At 43.1% G+C, this 22751-nt stretch carries 21 protein-coding genes and 2 tRNA genes; 7 read left to right on the forward strand and 16 right to left on the reverse strand.

Going from position 1 to position 22751, the window contains the following annotated elements; genetic code table 11:
• The 4 genes from yycF to BLW54_RS04545 form a co-directional block, all read right to left on the reverse strand.
• Positions 1-705, reverse strand: coding sequence for a response regulator YycF (gene yycF, locus BLW54_RS04530; RefSeq protein WP_035507281.1), 705 nt, complete (start codon positions 703-705; stop codon positions 1-3).
• Between the two features lie 387 nt (positions 706-1092).
• Positions 1093-2376: a peptidoglycan DD-metalloendopeptidase family protein gene (locus BLW54_RS04535; protein ID WP_074733337.1), complete on the reverse strand. Its 1284-nt coding sequence runs from the start codon at positions 2374-2376 to the stop codon at positions 1093-1095.
• A gap of 402 nt (positions 2377-2778) precedes the next feature.
• Positions 2779-2851: transfer RNA gene (locus tag BLW54_RS04540), tRNA-Phe, on the reverse strand.
• Between the two features lie 167 nt (positions 2852-3018).
• Positions 3019-3095, reverse strand: a tRNA-Asp gene (locus tag BLW54_RS04545).
• 250 nt (positions 3096-3345) lie between these two features.
• On the opposite strand from BLW54_RS04545, the gene BLW54_RS04550 reads away from it, so the two are divergent.
• On the forward strand, positions 3346-3828 hold the full coding sequence (locus tag BLW54_RS04550; RefSeq protein ID WP_035507285.1) for a hypothetical protein: 483 nt from the start codon (positions 3346-3348) through the stop codon (positions 3826-3828).
• A gap of 31 nt (positions 3829-3859) precedes the next feature.
• Here the strand turns inward: BLW54_RS04550 and BLW54_RS04555 are convergent, their stop codons facing one another.
• Positions 3860-4402, reverse strand: coding sequence for an LOG family protein (locus BLW54_RS04555; RefSeq protein WP_035507287.1), 543 nt, complete (start codon positions 4400-4402; stop codon positions 3860-3862).
• Between the two features lie 113 nt (positions 4403-4515).
• Positions 4516-5805 carry an adenylosuccinate synthase gene (locus BLW54_RS04560; RefSeq protein WP_035507290.1) on the reverse strand — a complete coding sequence of 430 codons (1290 nt, stop codon included), beginning with the start codon at positions 5803-5805 and terminating at the stop codon, positions 4516-4518.
• A gap of 335 nt (positions 5806-6140) precedes the next feature.
• Between BLW54_RS04560 and BLW54_RS04565 the strand changes: the two genes are divergently transcribed.
• Together BLW54_RS04565 and BLW54_RS04570 are read left to right on the forward strand one after the other, a co-directional pair.
• Entirely contained in the window at positions 6141-6923 is a 783-nt protein-coding gene (locus BLW54_RS04565) for a DeoR/GlpR family DNA-binding transcription regulator (RefSeq protein ID WP_035507292.1), read from the forward strand.
• A complete protein-coding gene (locus BLW54_RS04570; RefSeq protein WP_074733338.1) occupies positions 6914-7771 on the forward strand; it encodes a Cof-type HAD-IIB family hydrolase in 858 nt (285 codons plus the stop codon). Before BLW54_RS04565 ends, BLW54_RS04570 begins: the two co-directional genes overlap by 10 nt.
• 126 nt (positions 7772-7897) lie before the next feature.
• Here the strand turns inward: BLW54_RS04570 and dnaB are convergent, their stop codons facing one another.
• The 4 genes from dnaB to BLW54_RS04590 form a co-directional block, all read right to left on the reverse strand.
• Complete coding sequence (gene dnaB / locus BLW54_RS04575; protein WP_035507296.1) at positions 7898-9259, reverse strand: replicative DNA helicase; 1362 nt, start codon at positions 9257-9259, stop codon at positions 7898-7900.
• Positions 9260-9444: 185 nt separating this feature from the next.
• On the reverse strand, positions 9445-9891 hold the full coding sequence (gene rplI, locus BLW54_RS04580) for a 50S ribosomal protein L9 (RefSeq protein WP_035507298.1): 447 nt from the start codon (positions 9889-9891) through the stop codon (positions 9445-9447).
• On the reverse strand, positions 9888-11861 hold the full coding sequence (locus tag BLW54_RS04585) for a DHH family phosphoesterase (protein WP_035507300.1): 1974 nt from the start codon (positions 11859-11861) through the stop codon (positions 9888-9890). The genes rplI and BLW54_RS04585 overlap by 4 nt, the downstream gene beginning before the upstream one ends.
• A gap of 32 nt (positions 11862-11893) precedes the next feature.
• Positions 11894-12844: a YybS family protein gene (locus BLW54_RS04590; RefSeq protein ID WP_035507301.1), complete on the reverse strand. Its 951-nt coding sequence runs from the start codon at positions 12842-12844 to the stop codon at positions 11894-11896.
• 167 nt (positions 12845-13011) lie between these two features.
• Here BLW54_RS04590 and BLW54_RS04595 point away from each other — a divergent pair, with 167 nt between their 5' ends.
• Positions 13012-13827, forward strand: coding sequence for a histidinol-phosphatase HisJ family protein (locus tag BLW54_RS04595; protein ID WP_035507303.1), 816 nt, complete (start codon positions 13012-13014; stop codon positions 13825-13827).
• Positions 13828-14136: 309 nt separating this feature from the next.
• Here BLW54_RS04595 and serA read toward each other — a convergent pair whose 3' ends face one another.
• Positions 14137-15720, reverse strand: coding sequence for a phosphoglycerate dehydrogenase (gene serA, locus BLW54_RS04605; RefSeq protein WP_035507306.1), 1584 nt, complete (start codon positions 15718-15720; stop codon positions 14137-14139).
• Between the two features lie 2 nt (positions 15721-15722).
• Complete coding sequence (locus BLW54_RS04610; protein WP_035507308.1) at positions 15723-16883, reverse strand: pyridoxal-phosphate-dependent aminotransferase family protein; 1161 nt, start codon at positions 16881-16883, stop codon at positions 15723-15725.
• Positions 16884-17114: 231 nt separating this feature from the next.
• On the opposite strand from BLW54_RS04610, the gene BLW54_RS04615 reads away from it, so the two are divergent.
• Together BLW54_RS04615 and BLW54_RS04620 are read left to right on the forward strand one after the other, a co-directional pair.
• Positions 17115-18815 carry a peptide ABC transporter substrate-binding protein gene (locus BLW54_RS04615; protein WP_392387179.1) on the forward strand — a complete coding sequence of 567 codons (1701 nt, stop codon included), beginning with the start codon at positions 17115-17117 and terminating at the stop codon, positions 18813-18815.
• Positions 18816-18944: 129 nt separating this feature from the next.
• Positions 18945-19568, forward strand: a complete 624-nt coding sequence (locus BLW54_RS04620; RefSeq protein ID WP_035507801.1) for a YczE/YyaS/YitT family protein — start codon at positions 18945-18947, stop codon at positions 19566-19568.
• 53 nt (positions 19569-19621) lie between these two features.
• On the opposite strand, the gene hmpA is transcribed toward BLW54_RS04620, so the two are convergent.
• Positions 19622-20842 (reverse strand): NO-inducible flavohemoprotein, encoded by a 1221-nt coding sequence (gene hmpA / locus BLW54_RS04625; protein ID WP_035507311.1) that lies wholly within the window; start codon positions 20840-20842, stop codon positions 19622-19624.
• A gap of 177 nt (positions 20843-21019) precedes the next feature.
• Here hmpA and BLW54_RS04630 point away from each other — a divergent pair, with 177 nt between their 5' ends.
• The gene (locus BLW54_RS04630) at positions 21020-21457 is read left to right on the forward strand and encodes an Rrf2 family transcriptional regulator (RefSeq protein ID WP_035507312.1); all 438 of its coding nucleotides are present in this window, start codon (positions 21020-21022) and stop codon (positions 21455-21457) included.
• Between the two features lie 116 nt (positions 21458-21573).
• On the opposite strand, the gene rpsR is transcribed toward BLW54_RS04630, so the two are convergent.
• The 3 genes from rpsR to rpsF are packed head-to-tail and all read right to left on the reverse strand — an operon-like array spanning position 21574 to position 22617.
• Complete coding sequence (gene rpsR / locus BLW54_RS04635; RefSeq protein ID WP_035507315.1) at positions 21574-21801, reverse strand: 30S ribosomal protein S18; 228 nt, start codon at positions 21799-21801, stop codon at positions 21574-21576.
• Between the two features lie 21 nt (positions 21802-21822).
• Positions 21823-22311 carry a single-stranded DNA-binding protein gene (ssb, locus tag BLW54_RS04640; RefSeq protein ID WP_035507316.1) on the reverse strand — a complete coding sequence of 163 codons (489 nt, stop codon included), beginning with the start codon at positions 22309-22311 and terminating at the stop codon, positions 21823-21825.
• A 12-nt stretch (positions 22312-22323) separates the two neighbouring features.
• The gene (rpsF, locus tag BLW54_RS04645; protein WP_035507318.1) at positions 22324-22617 is read right to left on the reverse strand and encodes a 30S ribosomal protein S6; all 294 of its coding nucleotides are present in this window, start codon (positions 22615-22617) and stop codon (positions 22324-22326) included.
• Between the last annotated feature and the right edge of the window lie 134 nt (positions 22618-22751).

Here is a 22751-nt window from a genome sequence, read left to right on the forward strand (position 1 = left end):
TTAGTCCTGTTCTGGGTTTCTTAAGTAGTAACCGACACCACGACGGGTCACAATCCACATTGGATTACTAGGGTTCTCTTCAATTTTTTCACGGAGACGACGGACCGTTACATCAACTGTACGGACATCTCCGTAATAATCGTAACCCCATACGGTTTCCAATAAGTGTTCACGTGTCATAACTTGTCCAATATGGCGGGCAAGATAATGGAGAAGTTCAAACTCACGATGAGTCAGCTCTATATAATTGCCATCACGTGTCACTGTGTAAGCGTCCGGATGGATAGCCAAACGACCGATTTCAATATCCTTGGTTTGTTGAGCTTTATCTTCAGGCTCCTGTTGCTGACGACGCAAATTCGCTTTCACTCGCGCAATGAGTTCACGGTTACTGAATGGTTTTGTCACATAGTCATCTGCTCCCATTTCCAAACCGAGCACTTTATCGATTTCCGCATCTTTTGCTGTCAGCATAATAATCGGCATATTATGACGCTTCCTTACTTCACGGCAGACTTCATTTCCGTCTTTATTTGGAAGCATGATATCAAGCAGAATCAATTCTGGATTTTCCTCATCTGCCTTCGCTATAGCTTCATCACCATCATAAGCACACACAACTTCATATCCTTCTTTTTCTAAATTAAATTTTAATATATCCGCAATGGGTTTCTCATCATCAACCACTAAAATTTTCTGTGCCATATTCCGTCACATTCCTTTCCTCAACTTCTATTCTTTCCCTCATTTTAACTTATTTAATGGTAAATGTCTTATTTCACCCTAAACCTCTTTTGGAAATCAGTCGTTTCGCCTATAGTCTTATCTTTGTCTATTATAATTTATAAAACCTTACGATTAGTTGTAGAACTGGGGGGAATTCAACTATTGGCCTTCCTGCCAATAGTTGAATTCCCTACACCCTCCCATGCCATGCTTATGTGTGAATGTAACGAAACATAAAGCATGCTTAAATAGCGGGAATGGCAGTTTCAGGAAAACCAGATTGTTCATGGCCAAAGGAGATACTGATTCTATTAAAATTTCACAGATCATCAAAAAACCGCTATGACTTTCATCATAGCGGACTAATTAAGGAGAAACGTAGGAAAGAGGATTTTTCAAAGAACCGTCTTTATGAATTTCAAAATGAAGATGAACCCCTGTTGAACGGCCGGTTGACCCCATAACTCCTAACTTTCCACCTTGTTTAACTGTTTGGCCCTCCTTCACACTAATCGAAGAAAGGTGAGCGTATATGGTTTCATAACCATTTCCATGGTCAATGACCACTTTATTTCCAAAACTCTTACGGAAGCCAGCTTCAACGACTTTGCCATTATCAGCTGCTTTAATCGTTTTATCAGAAACCCCTGAAATATCGATGCCTTTATGCATACGACCCCAGCGTTTTCCTTGTTTACTAGTAATTTCCCCTCCAACAGCGGGCCAAGAAAAGTTCCCCGTGCCTTTAGAAGGGGCTTGCTTTGTCCCTTTCAAAATAATCTTTTTGACAGGTTCTTTCGTACGTTCTTCTTCAAGTGTTTCTTCTTTTACTTCCTTACCGTTGCGGTACATTCTCTCTATCAAAAATTCTTTCTTTCCATCTTCACCCGATTGTTTAACCTTTGATTCACCTTTGTAAAGCTCATCTGTCTTTTTGATTTCGACTTTATGTCCAATCGTTTCTTCCAGCCGTTCCTTTTTGGTCACGATTATATCCAATAAAGGTCCCTTAGTATCTGTCAGTTTAGCATTTAACGGTTGAATACTGGAAGGAGCTGATTGAAAAGTACGTCCTTCTTCGATTCTGGAAACTGCTTCATCCACGGTATTTACCTGTGATGGAGTCACTTGATCTTCTTCCATCTTGACGGTCCCTGATAATTGAACATCCATGACTTCTGTTTCGCCTACTTCCGGAGGTTCCACTTGGTCGTGTTCCACTTTTTCTAAAGCTTCTTCTTCCACATATTCTTTCTTAAGTGAATCAATCACTTCGCCCGCTTGCTCCTCGTTCGGGAGATTGGCGACCGGCTCCCCATTCACATGAACCCTAACCACATCAACAGCCAGAGTCAGGTCATTATCTAACGATTGCAAAACCTCATCTGTTTCGTCCTTCACGGACAAAACTTTTTGTTTTTCAAATGAAATCTCTTCATTAAAAGAAAGGTCCCAATCTTTATACTTGTGTTCCGCTTTTAGCATACGTTCTTGCAAATACGACTGGACGGTTTCTTTATTTTCTACGGTACCTGCATGGTCACCTTCTATATAAACGTGATAGACCGTCGGGAGTGAACTCTCGGCGTAGACCGTACCTACCCCTACACTAACGATGGCTACCACTGAAATCATTATTTTTTTCCACATTATTGCTGTTCCTCCTGATGCAACCGTCTAATTCGTTGCTATCCTTCCTCTCAATTAATCTATCATATTAAAAGTTTATAAAAAATAGTTTTCTTAAGATGTAAAAAATATATAAAATTCTTACCAAAATTACGAAATGATAAGCTTTTTTTCATATTCATTCAACTTTTTCTTATTAATGTTAAATATAGAAAACAAAAACCAAATTAGAACCTCTACGAAGAGAGGAGATTAGCCTAAAAAATAGACAGGGTCTGTTGGCGTGTGAGAAAGGGGAGGTCAAGAAGGAGCACTTGGTATTCGTAGAGGAAAGGTAGACCATCAAGCTCTTTGGATATACGTTTTTTAGACTTTCTAGACATAAAAAAACTCACGGTATATAAACCGTAAGTTTTGAAGGAGTGGCTCGGGACGGAATCGAACCGCCGACACACGGATTTTCAGTCCGTTGCTCTACCGACTGAGCTACCGAGCCATAATAATATTTAATTGATGTTTAATTCTCGCTGCTTATTAACTGGTTTCGATGTCCATTAAAAAATGTTCTGTGCTCGTTTTTTGTCTTCAACCATTCGACGTTATTACCTAACGAGAGCAGCAGGTTACGTGTGTATTCGACCACTTCAAGTGGTATAATAAAAGTGGCGGTCCGGACGGGACTCGAACCCGCGACCTCCTGCGTGACAGGCAGGCATTCTAACCAACTGAACTACCGGACCAACTGCGCTTTTCTTTATCGCAACGATATCTATCGTACCATACCCCTTGGATGTTAGCAATAGAAATCTTCATAGAATGATAGATTTCTACACTTCCTTGTACATCTCCCTAGGAAAAGCAGGCTTGATATGTCCTTCTAAAAGGTGAAGAACACAACGCAAGGGGGTAGGCGGTGATAACTGGGGAATGACTCTTCCCATAAGGGCTGTCATTTCTCAGACAACAAAATAAGAAAGGAGGGAGTGTTTTTTGCAGAGGTTCTTCCGCTATATGACTTTCGTCGTTATTCTATTATTTGTCTCATTCATTGGCTTTCTTAAGTTAAATCCGCCCCTTACTCACGGATCAATCGGCACCACTGAAGATCAACAAACTGTCATTGTAGCCCTTGGAAATAAGAGTTTACTTGGAAACATCCACATCACGGATATCTCCATTAATAACAACCAATCGCCGACAAATGTGAAGATGCAAGTCAGTGATTCTGACAAAGGCCTTATGATTACAGATACATACGCCCTTGTCGAAGAGGCGTACGCGGTACAAGATTATGATACTATTTCTCTCGCCCCAAATACCTCACCACTTTCAAGCAAAGCAATGGCCTCTTCGGTTAATTCTGCACCGAATACGATTTACGGGTTGAGCATTACAGAGGACTCCTCCATTGATAGGATTAAGTTGACCTACCGTTATTTTGGACTTATTTTCTTTACTACGATTCAAGTGTAATAAGACGTGCCAAAGGCTGGCACGTCTTATTTTATGTTCTGCTTTCCATTTCCTTCAATAAGGCTGCAGGGTCATCTTTATCAATAAAAAGACGACGATTATCCTTAGGAGCGAAGCCAGCCTTTATCGCGTGCTCTATCAGTTGCACAAGCGGGGTGTAATATTCAGCAATATTGTAGAGGCCTAACGGTTTGGTATGGATCCCTATTTGGGCCCAGCTTACCGTTTCGAAAAGCTCTTCAAAAGTGCCGAATCCTCCTGGGAGAGCAATGAATCCATCGGATAGCTCACTCATTTTCGCTTTACGTTCATGCATCGATTTCACTTCTATCATTTCAGTAATTCCCTGGTGGACGATCTCTTTTTCAAAAAGACGTGACGGCATAATTCCTGTCACCTTCCCCCCTGACTCTAAAACTTGGTCGGCGATTACACCCATCAACCCACTCTTTGCGCCACCATAGACAAGCTCAATATCCTTCTTTCCCAACATTTCCCCTAACGCTTTGGTACGTTCAATGAATAGCGGATCATTTCCAGCACTTGACCCGGCAAAAACACACAGTCGTTTCACGTGAAACACTCCCTTTTTTCTATCATAGTCGGATAGGTGCACGTTTATCCTATAATCTATTTCCTTTTGATAAGTAAAAAAGCCCGGCTTTTCAGCCAGGCTTGCATTCAAAATTATTCACTATAGACACTGCGGACGACATTCGTTTGTGAACGGTCAGGTCCCACAGAGAATATGGAAAGCGGAATTCCTGTAAGCTGGGACACACGCTCAATATAATGGCGAGCGTTCTTTGGAAGATCGCTGAGCGTTTTAGCTCCCGTGATGTCTTCTGTCCAACCCGGCATTTCTTCATAGACAGGTTCGCATTCAGCTAGCTCTTTCAAGCTGGCAGGGAATTGCTCTATAATTTCCCCTTTATATTTGTAGGCTGTACAAATTTTCAATGTTTCAATTCCTGTAAGCACGTCGATTGAATTTAGGGAAAGATCCGTAATCCCACTCACGCGGCGTGCATGACGAACGACGACACTATCAAACCAGCCAACGCGGCGCGGACGCCCGGTCGTTGTACCATATTCACGGCCGACCTCACGAATTTGATCGCCCACTTCATTTTCAAGTTCTGTCGGAAATGGTCCATCCCCAACACGAGTTGTGTAGGCTTTAGATACGCCCACAACGTGTTTAATTTTAGAAGGACCGACTCCAGAGCCAATCGTTACTCCTCCTGCGATAGGGTTGGAAGAGGTTACGAATGGATAAGTCCCTTGGTCGATATCGAGCATGACCCCTTGGGCTCCTTCAAAAAGAACACGACGTCCTTCATCCAGTCCATCATTTAACACCACAGACGTATCGCATACATATTCAGCAATTTTTTGACCGTACTCATAATATTCGTCAAGAATTCCTTCCACGGTAAACGGTTCCGTCTCATAAACCTTTTCAAAAAGACGGTTTTTTTCAGCAAGATTTTGTTCAATCTTCTCGCGGAAGCTTTCCTTATCCATTAGATCGGCAATACGGATCCCTGTACGTGCAGCTTTGTCCATATACGCAGGACCGATCCCTTTTTTCGTCGTGCCGATCTTGTTCGTTCCTTTGTCTTCTTCCTGTAAAGCATCCAGTTTCAAATGGTAAGGAAGAATGACATGGGCACGGTTACTAATACGCAGATTATCTGTGGAAACACCTTTGTCGTGCAAGTATTCCAACTCCTCAAGTAATGCTTTCGGATCGATAACCATTCCATTTCCAAGTACGCAAATTTTATCGTCGAAAAAGATTCCTGAAGGAATTAAGTGAAGCTTATATGTTATTCCATCAAATTTAATTGTGTGACCTGCATTATTTCCGCCCTGATAACGAGCGACAACTTCGGCATTTTGTGAAAGAAAATCAGTGATCTTGCCTTTTCCTTCGTCCCCCCACTGGGTTCCGACTACTACTACTGAAGACATAAGGCACCTCCGCCAAAAATTTGTTTTATATCATATCTACCGTCAGTTTATCAATTCGCACAACTAAAGTCAACGCTAAAACCGAACAATAAATATAAATATTATTATATCGTTCGATTATAAGCAGCATTAATACGTACAAGACCGAATACACCGATAAAATAAATCGTTGGATATTCATTTAAAGATTTTAATAATCCTATTCTTTACTAAAAGATACATGATAATCATGCCTTTCCAATAAAATTAACTTAATACTACTTATTTATCATTGATTTTGATTACGATCTTACTTATAATCACTTACAAGAGAAAGATTTTGGAAGGAGAATTCCATGTATCAGGAAGAGCGCCTCATAGGCGTTATACAGTTCCTTAAAGAAAAACGGCGGATTTCTATCGATCAAATGTGTGAAATGTTTGATATATCAAGGGATACAGCGAGAAGGGATTTAGTAAAATTAGAAGAACGGAAGGCGATTGTCCGGACACGCGGAGGTGCCATTTTACCGAGAACACATACAGCGATCCAGGACTACTCCAACCGTTTAAATACCGTCTCTTACGAGAAACAGCAGATTGGCAGTAAAGCAGCTTCCTTTATACGAGCAGGTGATAAGATCATCTTGGACACATCAACGACCGTCCAGGCATGTGCCAATCAAATCCCTCCATTAGAGGTTACCGTCATAACGAATTCCATCCATCAAGCAGAGATTTTATCTAATCTTGAAAGCGTGTCCATTCAGCTTCTAGGGGGATATTTACAAAAGGAACACCAATTCCTCTATGGAGCCTCAGTCATTGAGAGATTGAAAAAATATCATGTTGACCGAGCGTTTATCGGCGTTGTAGGAATTTCTGAAGCTGGATTAACGATTGCCCATGAAGAAGATGGGATGGTTAAACGAAATATGATCAAACAAGCCGAACAAGTCATCGTACTGGCTGATCATACGAAATTCGGAGTGACCGAATTTTTCTCCTTTGCAGATCTTAATGATGTAGATGTTATCATTACCGATCGTCTTCCTGATGAGGATTTCCGCCAATGTTTGAATGAGGCTAACGTTGATTTAATTGTCACTGAAGAGGAGGGACCGGGAATATGGACATAATCGGAATTGACTTGGATGGGACATTACTAAATGCCAAAAATCAAATCAGTGCTAAAAATATAGAAGCAATCCAGGCCGCACAGGCCCAGGGTGTAGAAGTGGTAATCGCCACAGGCAGGGCAACGTTTGATGTACGGCACCTGTTCCGAAAATTCGACATTAAAACATGGGTCATTGGGGCAAATGGGGCGACCATCCACCGCCCAGATGGCAGCCTGTTTACATCAACCCCTATCAATAAAGAAGATGTGGAAACCACTTTATCATGGCTTGAAAAGGAAGGCTTCTATTATGAGGCGATTGATGATCATTCCATTTTTACTCCCCAAAATGGAAGGGAGATTCTCCAGATTGAACTTGATCGCATACGAAGTGCAAACCCTGAGGCAAATCTTGCTGAACTCAAGAAAGCCGTGGAGAAGCAGTTCAGTCAAACCGGATTTTTGCAGATCGACTCATATAAAACAATCATGGAGTCAGGCCGGGATATTTACAACATCCTTGCTTTTTCCTTCCACCATGAAAAATTGAAAAAAGGATGGCTGACCTTCGAATCCTACCCAGCTCTCACTCTTGTAAGTTCGGCTGATCATAACTTTGAAATTGAACACAGACAGGCTTCGAAAGGAAAAGCGTTGGAGCATTTGGCCAGTCATCTTGATCTATCCCTATCCCGGACAGCGGTGATAGGGGATAGTTTAAATGATTTATCGATGATCTCTGAAGCAGGTTACAGTGCTGCCATGGGGAATGCAAAGAAAGAAGTGAAAGATGCCTGTCTCTTTCAATCGAAGACCAATGATGAAGATGGCGTTGCGCATGCCATTTATCACTTTCTATCTCTTTAGGATCATCCATCTCCCAGCGTGACTTTTCTGGAGGCGTGATGGGAGATGATGTATCATAGATCGCTTCAATTGAAGCGAACTTATAATAAAGACGCCCGGACTTAAAGTCACGGGCGTCTTTATTATTTAGGCTGGCGGCACATCAGCATCTGAGTACCGGTGATCCAAATCGACGAACTTATTATATTCTTTCACAAAGGCTAATTCAACGGTTCCCACCGGTCCATTACGCTGTTTAGCGAGAATAATTTCAATAATGTTCTGGTTCTCGGATTCCTGATCATAGTAATCATCCCTATAGAGGAATCCTACAATATCAGCATCCTGCTCAATCGATCCGGATTCACGTAAGTCGGACATCATCGGACGCTTGTCTTGTCTCGATTCCACACCACGGGATAGCTGAGACAAAGCAATTAACGGGACATTTAATTCACGAGCTAACCCTTTTAAAGAACGAGAAATTTCCGATACTTCCTGCTGACGGTTTTCCTTGGAGTTGGCATTCCCTTGAATCAACTGCAGATAGTCGATCAGAATCATACCAAGTCCATGTTCTTGCTTGAGCCGGCGGCATTTAGAACGGATTTCGCTGACCCGTATTCCCGGTGTATCGTCAATAAAGATTCCAGCGTTAGAGAGACTCCCCATCGCCATTGTCAGCTTGTTCCAGTCTTCTGTTTCCATTTGGCCCGTTCTGAGCCGCTGGGCGTCAATGTTCCCTTCTGCACAAATCATACGGGAAACAAGCTGGTCGGCTCCCATCTCCAAACTGAAGATCGCGACATTTTCATCTGTATGAACCGCGACATTTTGAGCAATATTCAAGGCAAAGGCGGTTTTCCCCATAGACGGACGAGCAGCGATAATGATCAGATCGTTCCTCTGGAAACCGGAGGTGATATGATCAAGGTCCCGGTACCCTGTTGGGATCCCAGTCGTATTTCCATCATTATGGTGCAATTGTTCGATATTATCATAAACGTCAATTAACACGTCTTTAATGCTTTTAAATGCACTGGAATTCTTTCTTTGGGAAACCTCGAGAATATCCTTTTCAGCAGAGTTCAGTACATCCTCTAAATCCTCTTCCTCTGCATACCCGCTCGTAACGATATTCGTCGCAGTCCGGATCAAACTCCTCAATGTCGACTTCTCACTTACAATACTTGTGTAATACGATATATTAGCAGCCGTCGGAACGGAGTTTGCAATATCGGTTAAATAAGAAACCCCTCCCACTTCTTCTAATACTTGATTATTGGAAAGCGCGGCCGTAACCGTAACGAGATCGATCGGCTCTCCCTTATCTGACAGCGTAAGCATCACTTCAAAAATACGCTGATGGCTCGCACGGTAGAAGTCTTCCGGAAGGAGATATTCTGCTGCTGTTGACATCGCTTCAGGTTCTAAAAAGACCGCACCAAGGACCGCCTGTTCCGCTTCTATATTATGGGGCGGGGTACGATCATTCCACATTTCACTCACTGTTGTTCCTCCTCTGAATCCAAAGCGCGATGGCCCACCAATCGCAAAATAATCGAACTTGTCCATTACGATTATTCTATACACCCTCCCTTTTTCTTATCAAAAAAATGGGGGGTCAGGCCAGGTACACAAAACAGAAGCGCCCTAGCTCCAAAAAATGGATGGGGCGCTTGACCATTAGAGACTTACTTTTCTTGAACGTGAACTTTTATGGTACCTGTGACCTCAGGGTGAAGTTTCACAGGAACGTTTGTATAGCCCAGCGTTCGAATCGGGTCATCCAGCTCGATCTTGCGTTTATCAATTTTAATATCGTGACCCTTTTTCAACTGTTCAGCGATCTGCTTGCTCGTAATGGAACCAAAGAGACGTCCGTTGTCTCCTGACTTCGCTGTCAGCTTCACTTCAAGATCGGAAAGGGTCTCTTTCAGACGTTTGGCTTCTTCGACTTCCTCTTGTGCCCTTTGCGCCTGCTTAGCGTCTTTCGCTTTTTGAGCCTGCACATTCCCTTTGGTCGCTTCTACAGCCAGATTATTTTTCAAAAGGTAATTTCGCGCATATCCATCGTTCACATCTTTGATTTCGCCTTTTTTACCTTTTCCTTTTACATCTGCTTTAAAAATCACTTTCATTCTGTGTCTCCCCCTTCAAAATACTCGTCAATTATATCTTGCAACAATGCTCGCGCATCTTCAATCGTTGTATCTTCTAACTGGGTGGCCGCATTGGTTAGATGTCCGCCCCCATTCATTTTCTCCATGATGACTTGAACGTTGATATCCCCGAGAGACCGGGCACTGATTCCAATTCTTCCATCACTCCGTTCGGAGATGACGAAGGAGGAAACAATGCCGCTCATTGTTAACAACGTATCTGCTGCCTGGGCTATGATCACTGGGCCATAAGTTTCCCCAGGGTCCCCGGCAGAAATAGCAATGCCATCACGGTAGATGGATGCACGTTCAATCAATTTACTTCTGCGCACATAGACATCCAGGTCTTCTTTCATAAACTTCTGAACTTGTACAGTATCTGCACCTTTGGATCGTAAATAAGAAGCAGCATCAAATGTCCTTGATCCCGTTCTAAGGGTGAAACTTTTTGTATCAACGATAATCCCTGCTAACAAAGCGGTCGATTCGAGCATGGATAATTTCAGTTTCTTCGGTTGGTATTCAAGTAGTTCTGTTACGAGTTCCGCCGTTGAGGATGCATAAGGCTCCATGTAAACAAGCGTTGGATCTGAAATGAATTCCTCCGCCCGTCTATGGTGGTCAATGACCACAACATGTTCGGTCTTGGATAAGAGTTTCTCCTCGATGACCATCGATGGTTTATGGGTATCTACGACAACGAGCAGCGTTTCATTTGTCACCATTTCCATAGCATCTTCAGGCGGAATGAAATAGTCCCATAGATCTTCGTCTTTTTCAATTTCCTCAACCATTCGCTGTACACCCGTATCAATATCATCTGGATCCAGCACAATAGCTGCTTTCTTGTCATTGGCCTGGGCAATTTTCAAAATCCCGATCGAGGCGCCGACCGAATCCATGTCCGGCGATTTGTGCCCCATAATGAGAACTCTTTCGCTTTCTTGGACTAATTCTTTCATAGCGTGGGAAATGACACGGGCACGCACCCGGGTCCTTTTTTCCATTGGGTTAGTTTTGCCTCCATAAAAACGGACTTTCCCTGAATCGTCCTTAATGGCCACCTGATCTCCTCCCCGGCCGAGAGCGAGATCCAAGCTTGATTGGGCCAGCTCTCCCAGTTCAGGAAGGCTGACCGGGCCAACACCAATCCCGAAGCTTAAGGTCAACGGGACATTTTGATCCGTAATTAATTCCCTGACATCATCAAGGATTTCAAACTTCGCCTTTTCCAAAGTATAAAGAATTTCTTGATTCATGACGGCTATGAACCGTTCTTGTGACGTCCGCTTCAAGTAAATACCATAATCGCCCGCCCATTTATTCAAAATGGAAGTTACTTGAGAGTTGATATGGCTTTTGGCAGTATCATCCATCCCCTGGGTGATTTCTTCATAATTATCAAGAAAAATGATAGAGAGGACGGTCTGTTCGTTTTCATATCGGTTATGAATCTCTGTCTGCTTTGTCCGGTCAAATAAATACAGCAGACGTTCATCTCTCTTGATAATCGTTTGAAATTTGTACCCTTTGATCGTAATCCATACTTCGTCTTCTTCATCTTTTACAGCAGGGATTAATTGGTCAGACAGTTGTTTCAGGGATTCGCCGACAACGGTATCCTCTTCTGTAAACTTATTCATATAGGGGTTAGCCCACTCGACCATATAATTCTCACTGTAAAGGACAATTCCTATGGGCATTTCCAACAAGGCCTCTTCGCCGACCTTCTTCACCCTGTAGGAAAGAGTGGAAATATATTCTTCTGTCTCACTAATCATGTTTTGTTCTGTACGGACGCTGTAGAAAATAGACGCCGCTAAAAACAACGTCATCATCAATCCAAGTGTCCATTGATAATACCAGATGAAACTGAGCAGGATAAGCGAGATCAAATAAATGATCCACAAGTGTCCGCTCATTGTTGGCTTTTTAAAAAAATTCGGCATTGCATTCAGCTCCTACCATCTTCTGCGAGCTATCATTCTTTCTTCTCTTCCACACGTTCCCTCATTGGAAACCCTATATCAATTATACCTATAATTCTTACAAGATACATTACTATTTGCGGAAGAATCATGGAAAATATAACCACGAGAACCGGAATAACTTTTGACCATTTTTTCTTCCATGCATAAAAGAAAACGAAAGAGAACCCTTGCAAGACTAAAAGCGTTCCTGTCAGGATGAAAACATTAACGGCTGCCAAATAGAGCAACCCATCTCCACCCACCGTGACATAATTCAAAATCATCGCGACAAAGTAATACCATAGTATTGATGTCGGCAGTTTGAAGTTCTTAAAATCTGTGAATTTCAATGATTGATTTTCAACCCGGTTAATCAATTTGTACGTGAGCCATTGACTGATAAACGCCATAAACACACCGGCAATAGCTAATATGCTTGGGATAATGTCCGGAATGAATGCAATTAACTCTCGGAAAGCGTCGATTTCCTGTTGGATCTCTTCTCCGCCCATGAGTCCTGAGAACATGCTTTCAAAAATGGAAAAGCCTTGTTCCATGCTATTATTCAATTCTTCCATCCATTGAACATTGAATAACACCTGTGTCAAAAGGAAGATACTCAAAAGTCCAATACTGAATCCAACTGCTCCAATAGCAAGTGTTTCATAAGGAGATCTCTGTTTATGCATTGAACCGCCTAAAAAGAGACCACCGACTCCAGCAAGTATTGTAACAGGAAGAGAAAAAACAGTAGCAAAGATGAAAGTAAACACCAATGCACCAATAAACATCAGCACACCAGGCTTCCAACCATAACGGTAACTATAGAAAACGAAGGGAACGGGTAAGATTAGTAATAAAACCGACCCGATGATTCCCGGCATAAAAATAATTACCAATAACAATAGCAGATATATGCCGGTCATTAAAGCCCCTTCCGTTAACCTTTTCGTATCATTCATAATCGATTACGCACCTCTATTTCTTTCGTGCTTGTTCTAACCTCCCTATTTTAACATATCCCCCCTTCCAACTTCTCGTCTCACCTCACATCTTCCCTCCGTTTTCTCTTGGTTATTTTTTTTAATGTTTGATATGATGAATGAAATTCGATAGAGGAGGACCGCACATGCGTACAGATTATCATGTTCATATGGCTGAAACCGGAAACCTTGATGTCGACTATCTACGAACTTACATAAAAAAAGCGAAAGACGAAGGAATTGAAGAATTAGGCATATCTGAACATGCATATTTTTTCCAAGAAACCCGTGACATACTTTCAAACCCGTGGGTCGAGAACCGCCGGACCCTCGATTTTGAAACGTATCAGAAACTGTTTGATCAAGCAGCAGAAGAAGGACTCTCGATAAAAATGGGCATAGAAATGGACTATATGCCAGGAAAAGAGGAAGAAATGGCCACCTTCATAACGAGACACCCGTTTGACTATGTCATCGGCTCTGTCCACTGGATTGATGAATGGGGCATCGACCTTGCCATTTACCGAGATGAATATGAAAAACGCGACCTGAAAGAAGTATACCGTCAATATTTTGATCGTGTAGTGACATTGGCCGAATCAGGATTGTTTGACTTTGTCGGCCATATTGATGTCATTAAAGTATTCGGTTATAAACCGGATGACGAAGAATTTCTCAAGGAACAATACAAACGGGCGGCCAAGGCGCTCGCCAGTACCGATACATGTATAGAAATTAGTACCGCAGGATTACGGAAACCTGTCGGCGAGCTTTATCCAGACCCTATCCTCCTGCAAATGTGCAAAGACGAAGGAGTTGGAATCGTTCTCTGTTCCGATGCCCACAAACCAGATCATATTGGCTACCGCTACGAAGAGGCCATTGATCTGGCCAAGTCAGTCGGCTACACAGAGGTCTATACATTCACCAAACGCCAGAAAGAGATTCACCCAATTGGATAAAAGGTTCGGTCTACAATCATCTGAAACAGCAAAAGACCAAACAAAAGGACGCTTAGCTATTCAAGGTATCCTCTTTCAAATGCATAGAACCATGGGAAGCGGAACCATCTGTGTGATCCTTATCTTGTCGAGGAAAAGCACCATGAATCTATTAAAATATAATGAACAAAAGAAAGCTCAGCATCCTAGTGATGTTGAGCTTTCTTTCCTTCTATCCTTTTAATCCCATTCTCTATTAAACCTCCCTTTTTCGAAACATTTGATGAGAATATGAAAGGTAAACCTCCTTGGGTTTACCTTTCATCAAAACTATATTGTTAAACACTGTACCTGCTTAATATCTTCCACCTGACCGAGCTTTTCGTTACATTCCCCTACTACCGGCTTATCAACGGTGAGAACCATCACAGCTTCTCCACCTTCATTGGTACGTCCAACCTGCATGGTAGCAATATTGATTTCATGTTCAGCAAGCAAGCTTCCGACACGTCCAATTGCTCCAGGCTGGTCAGTATGACGAATAACGACAAGATGTCCTTCTGGTACGACATCGATAGAATATTGATCAAATTGGACAATCCGTGCCCCGAGACCGTTCAACAATGTCCCTGCAAGGCTTCGCTTTTCCTTGTCTGTTTCAACTTCTACTGTAATTAAGTTCGTGAAACCTTTCGTCCGGGTCGATTTCTGTTCATTAATAGTGATTCCTTTATCAGCAGCCGTCTTAAATGCGTTGACATCATTTATGCGGTCGCCGATATGATGACTCAATATTCCCTTAATCGCAACTCTCGTAAGCGGGATTGTATCGACATCCAGCAATTCGCCACTATAATACACATTCACGCGTTCCAATGTACCATCTACCACTTTTGACAAAAAGGAACCCAACTGCTCAGAAAGCTTGAAGTATGGGGCCAGTCTTTCCATCATTTCACTAGAAACAGATGGAAGATTCACAGGGTTTCGCACAGTTCCCCCGCGCAATAATTCACGGATATCATAACTGACATCTGTTGCTACATTCTCCTGGGCCTCTACCGTACTTGCCCCAAGGTGTGGCGTAGCAATGACTTCCGGAAGAGAAAGAAGCGGATGCTCAGTCGCCGGCTCTTCCTCAAATACATCAAGAGCCGCTCCTGCAATTTTCCCTGATTGAATCGCTTCATAAAGGGCATTTTCCTCAACGATTCCACCTCTGGCGCAGTTTAAGATTCTTGCACCTGTCTTCATCACGGATATCGTTTCCTCATTGATCAAATGCTTGGTCTTTTCAATCAGGGGGGTATGCACGGTAAGGAAGTCCGCCTGTTGCAGTACCTCATCAAGCGAACCATTCGTTACCCCTGACTTTTCCGCTTTTTCTTCATTCAAAAAAGGATCAAAAGCGATCACTTTCATTCGGTGTCCCTTAGCTCGCTGTGCCACTTCCCGGCCGATTCGTCCAAATCCGACGATTCCAAGCACTTTATCCTTCAATTCCACACCGACAAACTTCTTCCTTTCCCAGCGCTTCTGTTGAAGCTGATGATACGCTTGAGGAATATTTCGAGCCAGGGACATGAGCATAGCCATGGTATGCTCAGCTGTGGAAATCGTATTTCCATCAGGGGCGTTTACGACGATGACGCCATTCTCAGTGGCAGCATCAATATCAATATTATCGACACCCACACCTGCACGTCCGATAATTTTCAGGTGAGGGGCATGTTCAATGACTTCTCTCGTCACCTGTGTCTGACTTCTCACGATGAGCGCTTCTGCAGAAGCAACCGCTTCTAGCAGCTGCTCATAAGACATCGTCGAATCCATCACCGTTTCTATATCTTCTGCTTCTAGCAGCGGCTTAATCCCATCTTCACTTAACGGATCACTGATCAATACTCTGTGCATTTCTATCCCTCCCGTGTACGTTTCAAATAAGCTGATTGTGCAGCAGCCACACCGGCTCCTGCTTCAAACTCATGACCTAATCGATCTAATACAATTTCGAGAATTCCGATGTATTGGATTACATTGGACGGACGGCAGTACCCCATATGACCGATTCTGAAAATCTCTCCTTTTAAATGTTTCTGTCCACCAGCTAAGATGAGGCCAAACTCCTCGTTGGCAATTTTTCTAAGTTCTTCAGCCTCAAAAGTATCCGGCCGGATGGAGGTGACGGTTGAAGAGGCCTCTTCATCCGAAACAAGCAACGGAAGCTGTAATGCACGACAGGCGTCCCTCGTCATTTCTTTCATCGTCTGGTGGCGTTCATAAACACGATCTAAACGTTCCTCTTCTAACAAATGCAGGACCTGTTGTAATCCAAATAATAACGAAAGAGCCGGAGTAAAGGGTGTCTGTCCCCCTTGGAGCTGATCGCGATATTTTCTCAAATCTAAATAAAACCGCGGGCGTGGGTTATTCTCAATGACAGACCAAACTTGTTCTCCAACAGCAACAAAGGAAAGCCCCGGAGGAAGCATCATCGCTTTCTGTGATCCTGAAACTAAGATATCGATTCCAGAGCGGTCCATATCAATCCCCGCTCCTCCAATCGAAGAAACACCGTCTACGATAACTAGCGCTGAACTGATTTCCTTCACACGTCCCGCTATCTCTTCAACGGGATGCATTACCCCGGTAGACGTTTCACAATGAGTTAGGAATACAGCTTTCGTATCCGGGCTTGCCTGAAGAAATTCCTCTACCTGCGAAACTTCCACAGCCTCTCCCCAAGGCACATCAATACGGGTTACTTTTAATTCGTAGGTTTCACAAATCTGTGCAAAACGATCACCAAAGGCGCCGGCAACAACCACAATGACTTCATCTCCGGGCTGTGTCGTATTGACAACAGCTGATTCCAGCGCAGACGTTCCGCTTCCAGTCACGACCAGGACTTCTCCGGATGTCCCGAATACCGGTTTCAGTCTTGGTGCGATATCATTCATCAGCTCTTTACATTTCCCACCACGGTGTCCGATCATCGGCTGGTTCATGCTACGTTCCACACTTGGCGGAATCGGTGTCGGACCAGGGGTATGCAACAAATCCCATTCACGTTTCATACTCACTTCAACCTCCTCTATTTTAACTGTCTTACTTTTCTTATAAGTCCTTTAATGCGTTAGAAAAGCAATGATATTCTATAATCCTATCAAAGAAAGAACCATTGTCAATTATATTTAGAATATTCTGTTTCACGACATTCTTTTCAACCTTTTATCGAATAAAGAACTTTGCTTTTTTTCTTATTTATCTGTATAATTCAAAAAGTAATTATATTTAGAAAATTACAAATGGGGGAGATCATTTTGAGAAAACATCTAATTGTGCTGCTTGCACTGATGTTCGCTCTGTTCCTTGCTGCCTGCAGCGGTGGAGACAGCGAAACATCCACAGACAGCGGGGAAGAAAACACAGAAGAAACTTCAGAGGAATCCAGTGAAGGGGAAGCATCTGGAAATCAAGAGATTACAGTCACAGCAAAAAGTGAGATTCCTAGTATGGATCCATCTTTAATCACTGATTCGGTCGGTTTCCAATGGGCTGGTGAAACCTATGAAGGTCTTTACCGTCTCGATGAGAACGGTCAGCTTGCAGACGGGATGGCTGAAAGCTCGGAAGTCAGCGAAGACGGACTGACATGGACATTTAAACTGCGTGATGCTGAATGGTCCAATGGTGATCCTGTCACAGCACATGATTTTGTATATGCCTGGAGAAGAGCGGTTGATCCGGAAGTTGGTTCAGAATACGGGCCTTACTTCCTTGGAGGCATCATTAAAAATGCCCAAGCAATCAGTGATGGAGAAGCTGAACTAGAAGAGCTTGGTGCAACAGCGAAAGATGATAAAACGTTAGTCGTAGAATTGGAAAAGCCTGTCCCATACTTCAAGTCCATGACGGTCTTCATTACATTCATGCCGTTGAATCAGGACTTTGTTGAAGAGCATGGTGACAAATTTGCTACAGAAGCGGAATACACGCTTTCCAATGGTCCTTTCCATATGACTGAATGGAACCATGGCGAAGGTTGGACGGTGGAAAAAAGTGACAGCTATTGGGATGCTGACACGGTTCAATTAGAAACCATCAATGCAAAAGTAATTAAAGAAGTCTCGACCGGGGTCAACCTTTACGAATCCGGTGAGATCGATCAAACAGAATTAAACGCTGAATTCGTAGATCAATACCGCTCGAATGAAGCTTTCAATGTAGCTGAAAAACCATACTTATATTTCTTCAAATTCAACCAGGACAACAATGAGGCCCTTGCTAATGCAGATGTCCGCAAAGCCATTTCCTATGCCATTGACAGACAGTCCCTTGTTGATGTCATCTTGAACGATGGCTCCGTGCCTGCAGAAGGATATGTCCCATCCAACTTCGTATCCATGCCCGACAGTGACGAGGACTTCCGCGATGCGCAAGGTCCATTGGTTGAATATAACGTCGAAAAAGCACAGGAACACTGGCAGAAAGGTCTAGAAGCACTAGGCAAAGATTCTGTTGAAATCGAACTTCTTGGGGACGATACAGGTACGTCTAAAGACGTTCTGGCTTATTATAAGAACCAACTGGAAGAAAACCTTGAAGGGCTCACAATCAAATTGATGGAAGTACCATTCAAAGAGCGTGTCCGCCGTGACAATTCTTCCGAGTTTGAAATGGAAGCGGCCACATGGGGGCCAGACTATGTTGACCCGAACACATATTTAAACATGTATCTAACAGGTGGCCAAAACAACAACATGGGCTATTCCAGTGAAGAGTATGACGCTTTGATCGAACAGGCGAATGGAGAATATGCGCAAGATCCTGATAAACGTTTCGAAACGTTCATGGAAGCAGAAAAACTTCTCCTTGAAGAGGATATGGCGGTCGCGCCAATCTATCAGGATGCAAAAGCACAGCTTTTCCGCCCCTCCATCAAAGGTGTATTCACTACCTCTACAGGTCCAGAATTTGAGTTCAAGTGGGCCCATGTAGAAGAATAAAATAAAAAGCAAACGACAGGGATTTCTCCCTGTCGTTTTTTTACAACTGTTTCTCTTGAATCAACCTCCTTTTCACGATATAGTCTTTGAAGATATGAAAATCGGAAAGGAGGGGTGAGTGTGAAACGCATGTATTATCGAGCCATGTATTATACAGTTGGAATCATCATTATGACTTTAGGGATTGCTCTAACGATCCAGTCGGCCCTTGGCACCTCACCCTTTGATGCTCTCCTTGTCGGACTTCACCGGACATTTGGCTTAACGATTGGCAGTTGGGAAATCGTTGTCGGTTTCAGCATGATCGTTTTTAATGCGATTGCAGAGCGAAGGCGGCCGGAGCTCCTCGCTCTCGCCACATCCCTATTAACAGGAGCCGGCATTGATTTTTGGGTATTTTCCATTCGAGATACCATCCACCCGGATGTATTTTGGTCACAATTGGCTTGTCTTCTAGCCGGAATGGTAATTGCTGGATTTGGTATCGCCTTCAACTTACAGGCCGATTTCGCCCCGAACCCGTTTGATCGGATGATGCTCGTGGTAAGTAATTTGACTGGCTGGAATGTATCGATATCGAGAGCCCTTATTAGCATTCTCCTTGTCCTCCTGGCCTTTTTCTTTGGAGGAGCTATCGGAATAGGGACCGTACTCATTACACTTCTCAGTGGACCTCTGATTCAGGTATTTATGGCACAAATTGAAAAAGTAGACCGAAGAATGCAGCCAGTCACAGATAGCATCCATATGTAGGGAACAGAAAAAAGAGGTGGAATCACGATTATGATTCCACCTCTTTTTTTATTTTACAAAACTCCTTGAGGGCCGAAAAACTCGTAATGAATTCTTTCTTCAGGAATTCTCCATTCTTGAAGCATATGATTAACAGCTCTCATAAAACCTTCCGGACCACAGAAATAAAACTCTGCATGTTCAGGTGCTACGGTCTTGAGCCATTCAAGAGAAATATAACCTTCCCTCACATATAGTCCCTGTTTCATATCTTCCTCACTCGGCTTTTCATAAATAAGATGAGCCGTACCTGGCTTTGCCCCTTTTATTTCTTCTTTAAAGGCATGCACACTTCCGTTACGTGCCGCGTGAATAAAGCGGACCTCTCTTTCCGGCTGTTTTTCCCGAGCATAACGCCACATACTCATCATAGGAGTCAGACCTACCCCACCACTGATCAAGACCACTGGACGATCGGTATGAGCATTTAAGTAAAAGTCCCCGGCAGGAGCACTTACAGGAATAGAGTCACCTGTTTTTACTTTATCATGCAACCAGGAAGACACAATGCCGTCCGGTTGGCCCGCAGTTCCGAGCTCCTTTTTTACACTAATTCTGTAATAAGGCTTACCAGGAGCTTCAGAAAGACTGTATTGCCTTAAGTGATCATAGGACTCACCAGGAATCTCTGCCTTAATCGTCAAATACTGGCCAGGTTTATAAACCGGCAGTTCCCCACCATCTTCCGGCTCAAGATAAAAGGATGTAATTTCATCACTTTCCTGTACCTTACCTGCCACTTTGAATAAACGGTACCCTGTCCAGCCGCCTTTTTGCTGCTCGGCTTCCTGATACATCTCTTTTTCAACTCCAATGAAAGCATCAGCAATGACACCGTAAGCATTTCCCCAGGCGTTTATAATGTCGTCTGTAGCAGCCTCTCCCAGTACTTCTTTAATCGCCTTTAACAAATATTCCCCGACAATTGGGTAGTGTTCAGGCTGCACATTTAAACTGCGGTGCTTTTCGGCAATTTGTTTCACACGTGGAAGAATCACTTCCAGCTGATCGATATACTGTGCCGCAGCATAAACCGTATTCGCGAGGGCTTTCGGCTGATCACCCACATGCTGATGTGTTTGGTTGAAGATATTTTTCAATTCAGGGTGATCTTCAAACAAGCGCTGATAAAAATGTGTTGTAATAGCTTCTCCATATTCCTCTAATACAGGTACTGTCGCTTTAACCGTTTCAATTGTTTGCTTATTGAGTGTTTCAGTAGTCTTTGCAGACATCCTCAAAACCCCTTTTATTGATGTATTTTATATACACCTTTATTATAGAAATCGCAACATGTAAAAGCAATATTCTAAATACATCTTTTGTGACAAAAACGGAAACATTCTCCACTTAAGACAGACCTTTGGGTTTATGATAAGATAGAAAAAAACAAGAATGAGGGTTACAAGAGCATGCGTTTGAAGAAATATACAGATTACGCTTTAAGAGTCTTGATTTTTACCGCTTCCAAACAAGAGGGGGAACTCGCGAATAAAAAAGAAATTTCTCAAGTCTTTCATATATCCGAAAACCATTTAGGGAAAATTATCCATGAACTGAATAAGTTGGAGTTAATTGAAACCCTTCGCGGCCGCTCAGGCGGTATCCGTTTAGCCAAAACCCCGGCGGACATCAATATCGGTCAGGTCGTCCGTGCGATGGAAGATGATTTCCATTTGCTTGAATGTTTTCATTGTGCCACCAACTATTGTGTCATTACGCCCGCCTGCAGACTTAAAGGCGTGTTACACGAAGCCTTGCGTGCATTCTTATCGGTTCTGGACAAGTACACCCTAGAAGACTTGTTAACAAACAAACAGGAGCTGAGAGAACTCATGGGCTTGAAATAATGCAAGCCGGCTTTCGCCCTCCTCAGAACAGTAACAAAACCAAGTCCGTATCCGAGTGAATACAAAAAACCCTTGATCTCTCCTAAGAGAAATCAAGGGTTTTCTTGACGCTACTATTACTCAGTAGTGTAAGGAAGTAGGGCCATTTGACGAGCGCGCTTGATCGCTTTCGTCAATTTACGCTGATATTTAGCAGAAGTTCCAGTTACTCGACGAGGAAGAATTTTTCCACGGTCAGAGACGAAACGTTTCAACAAATCAACATCTTTAAAGTCGATGTGTGTGATACCGTTAGCTGTGAAGAAACACACCTTTTTACGTTTTCCGCGTCCACGACGTGCCATGTAGCATTCACTCCTTCCTATTTAGAATGGTAAATCATCATCGGATATATCGATTGGTTCCCCATTATCTGCGAATGGGTCATCATTTCGTTGGTTGTTATTATTAGAACCGAAGTTATTTCCTGATGGTTGTTGATTCTGATTTGGTTGGAATCCTGAACCTCCACGGTTTCCTCCCCCTTGGGAAGCACCTTTGGACTCTAGGAACTGCACGCTGTCTGCAACAACTTCTGTCACAAATACACGCTTGCCTTCTTGGTTATCGAAACTGCGGGACTGTAAGCGTCCGTCGACTCCGACAAGGCTACCTTTACTCATAAAGTTAGCTAAATTTTCAGCCGCACGTCTCCAAACGACACAGTTAATGAAATCGGCATCGCGATCTCCCTGGTTGTTTGAAAATGGACGATTCACGGCAATTGTAAAATTAGCGACAGCTACTCCGTTCGGCGTATAGCGTAAATCAGGATCCTTCGTCAATCTGCCGGCTAATACGACACGATTTAACATCAGAACCACTCCTTATTTATCATCTTCGCGTACAGCGATGTGGCGGATAATATCATCCGTGAACTTCGCTTGACGGTCGAATTCATTGATCGCTTCACGTGTACCCTTGAAGTCGATCGTTACATAGATCCCATCACGGTAGTCGTTAATTTCGTAAGCAAGACGACGCTTGCCAACTTCTTTAACTTCTTCAATCTCCGCTCCATTATCTGTAAGGATTTTGCTGAAACGATCTTTGACAGATGTTTTTGCTTCCTCCTCGATGTCTGGGCGGATGATATACATGATTTCGTATTTTCTACTCATCCGTTTTCACCTCCTTATGGACTTGACGGCTCCTTTTCTATCAAAGGAGCAAGGAGTAATCTTTATTGAATTACTCACAATTTAGTATTGTATCAAAGTTGTCCAAGATTTACAACCTTTTAACGGAAGGACCC

It is taken from the genome of Halobacillus karajensis, from assembly GCF_900108515.1.
Taxonomy (GTDB): domain Bacteria; phylum Bacillota; class Bacilli; order Bacillales; family Halobacillaceae; genus Halobacillus; species Halobacillus karajensis.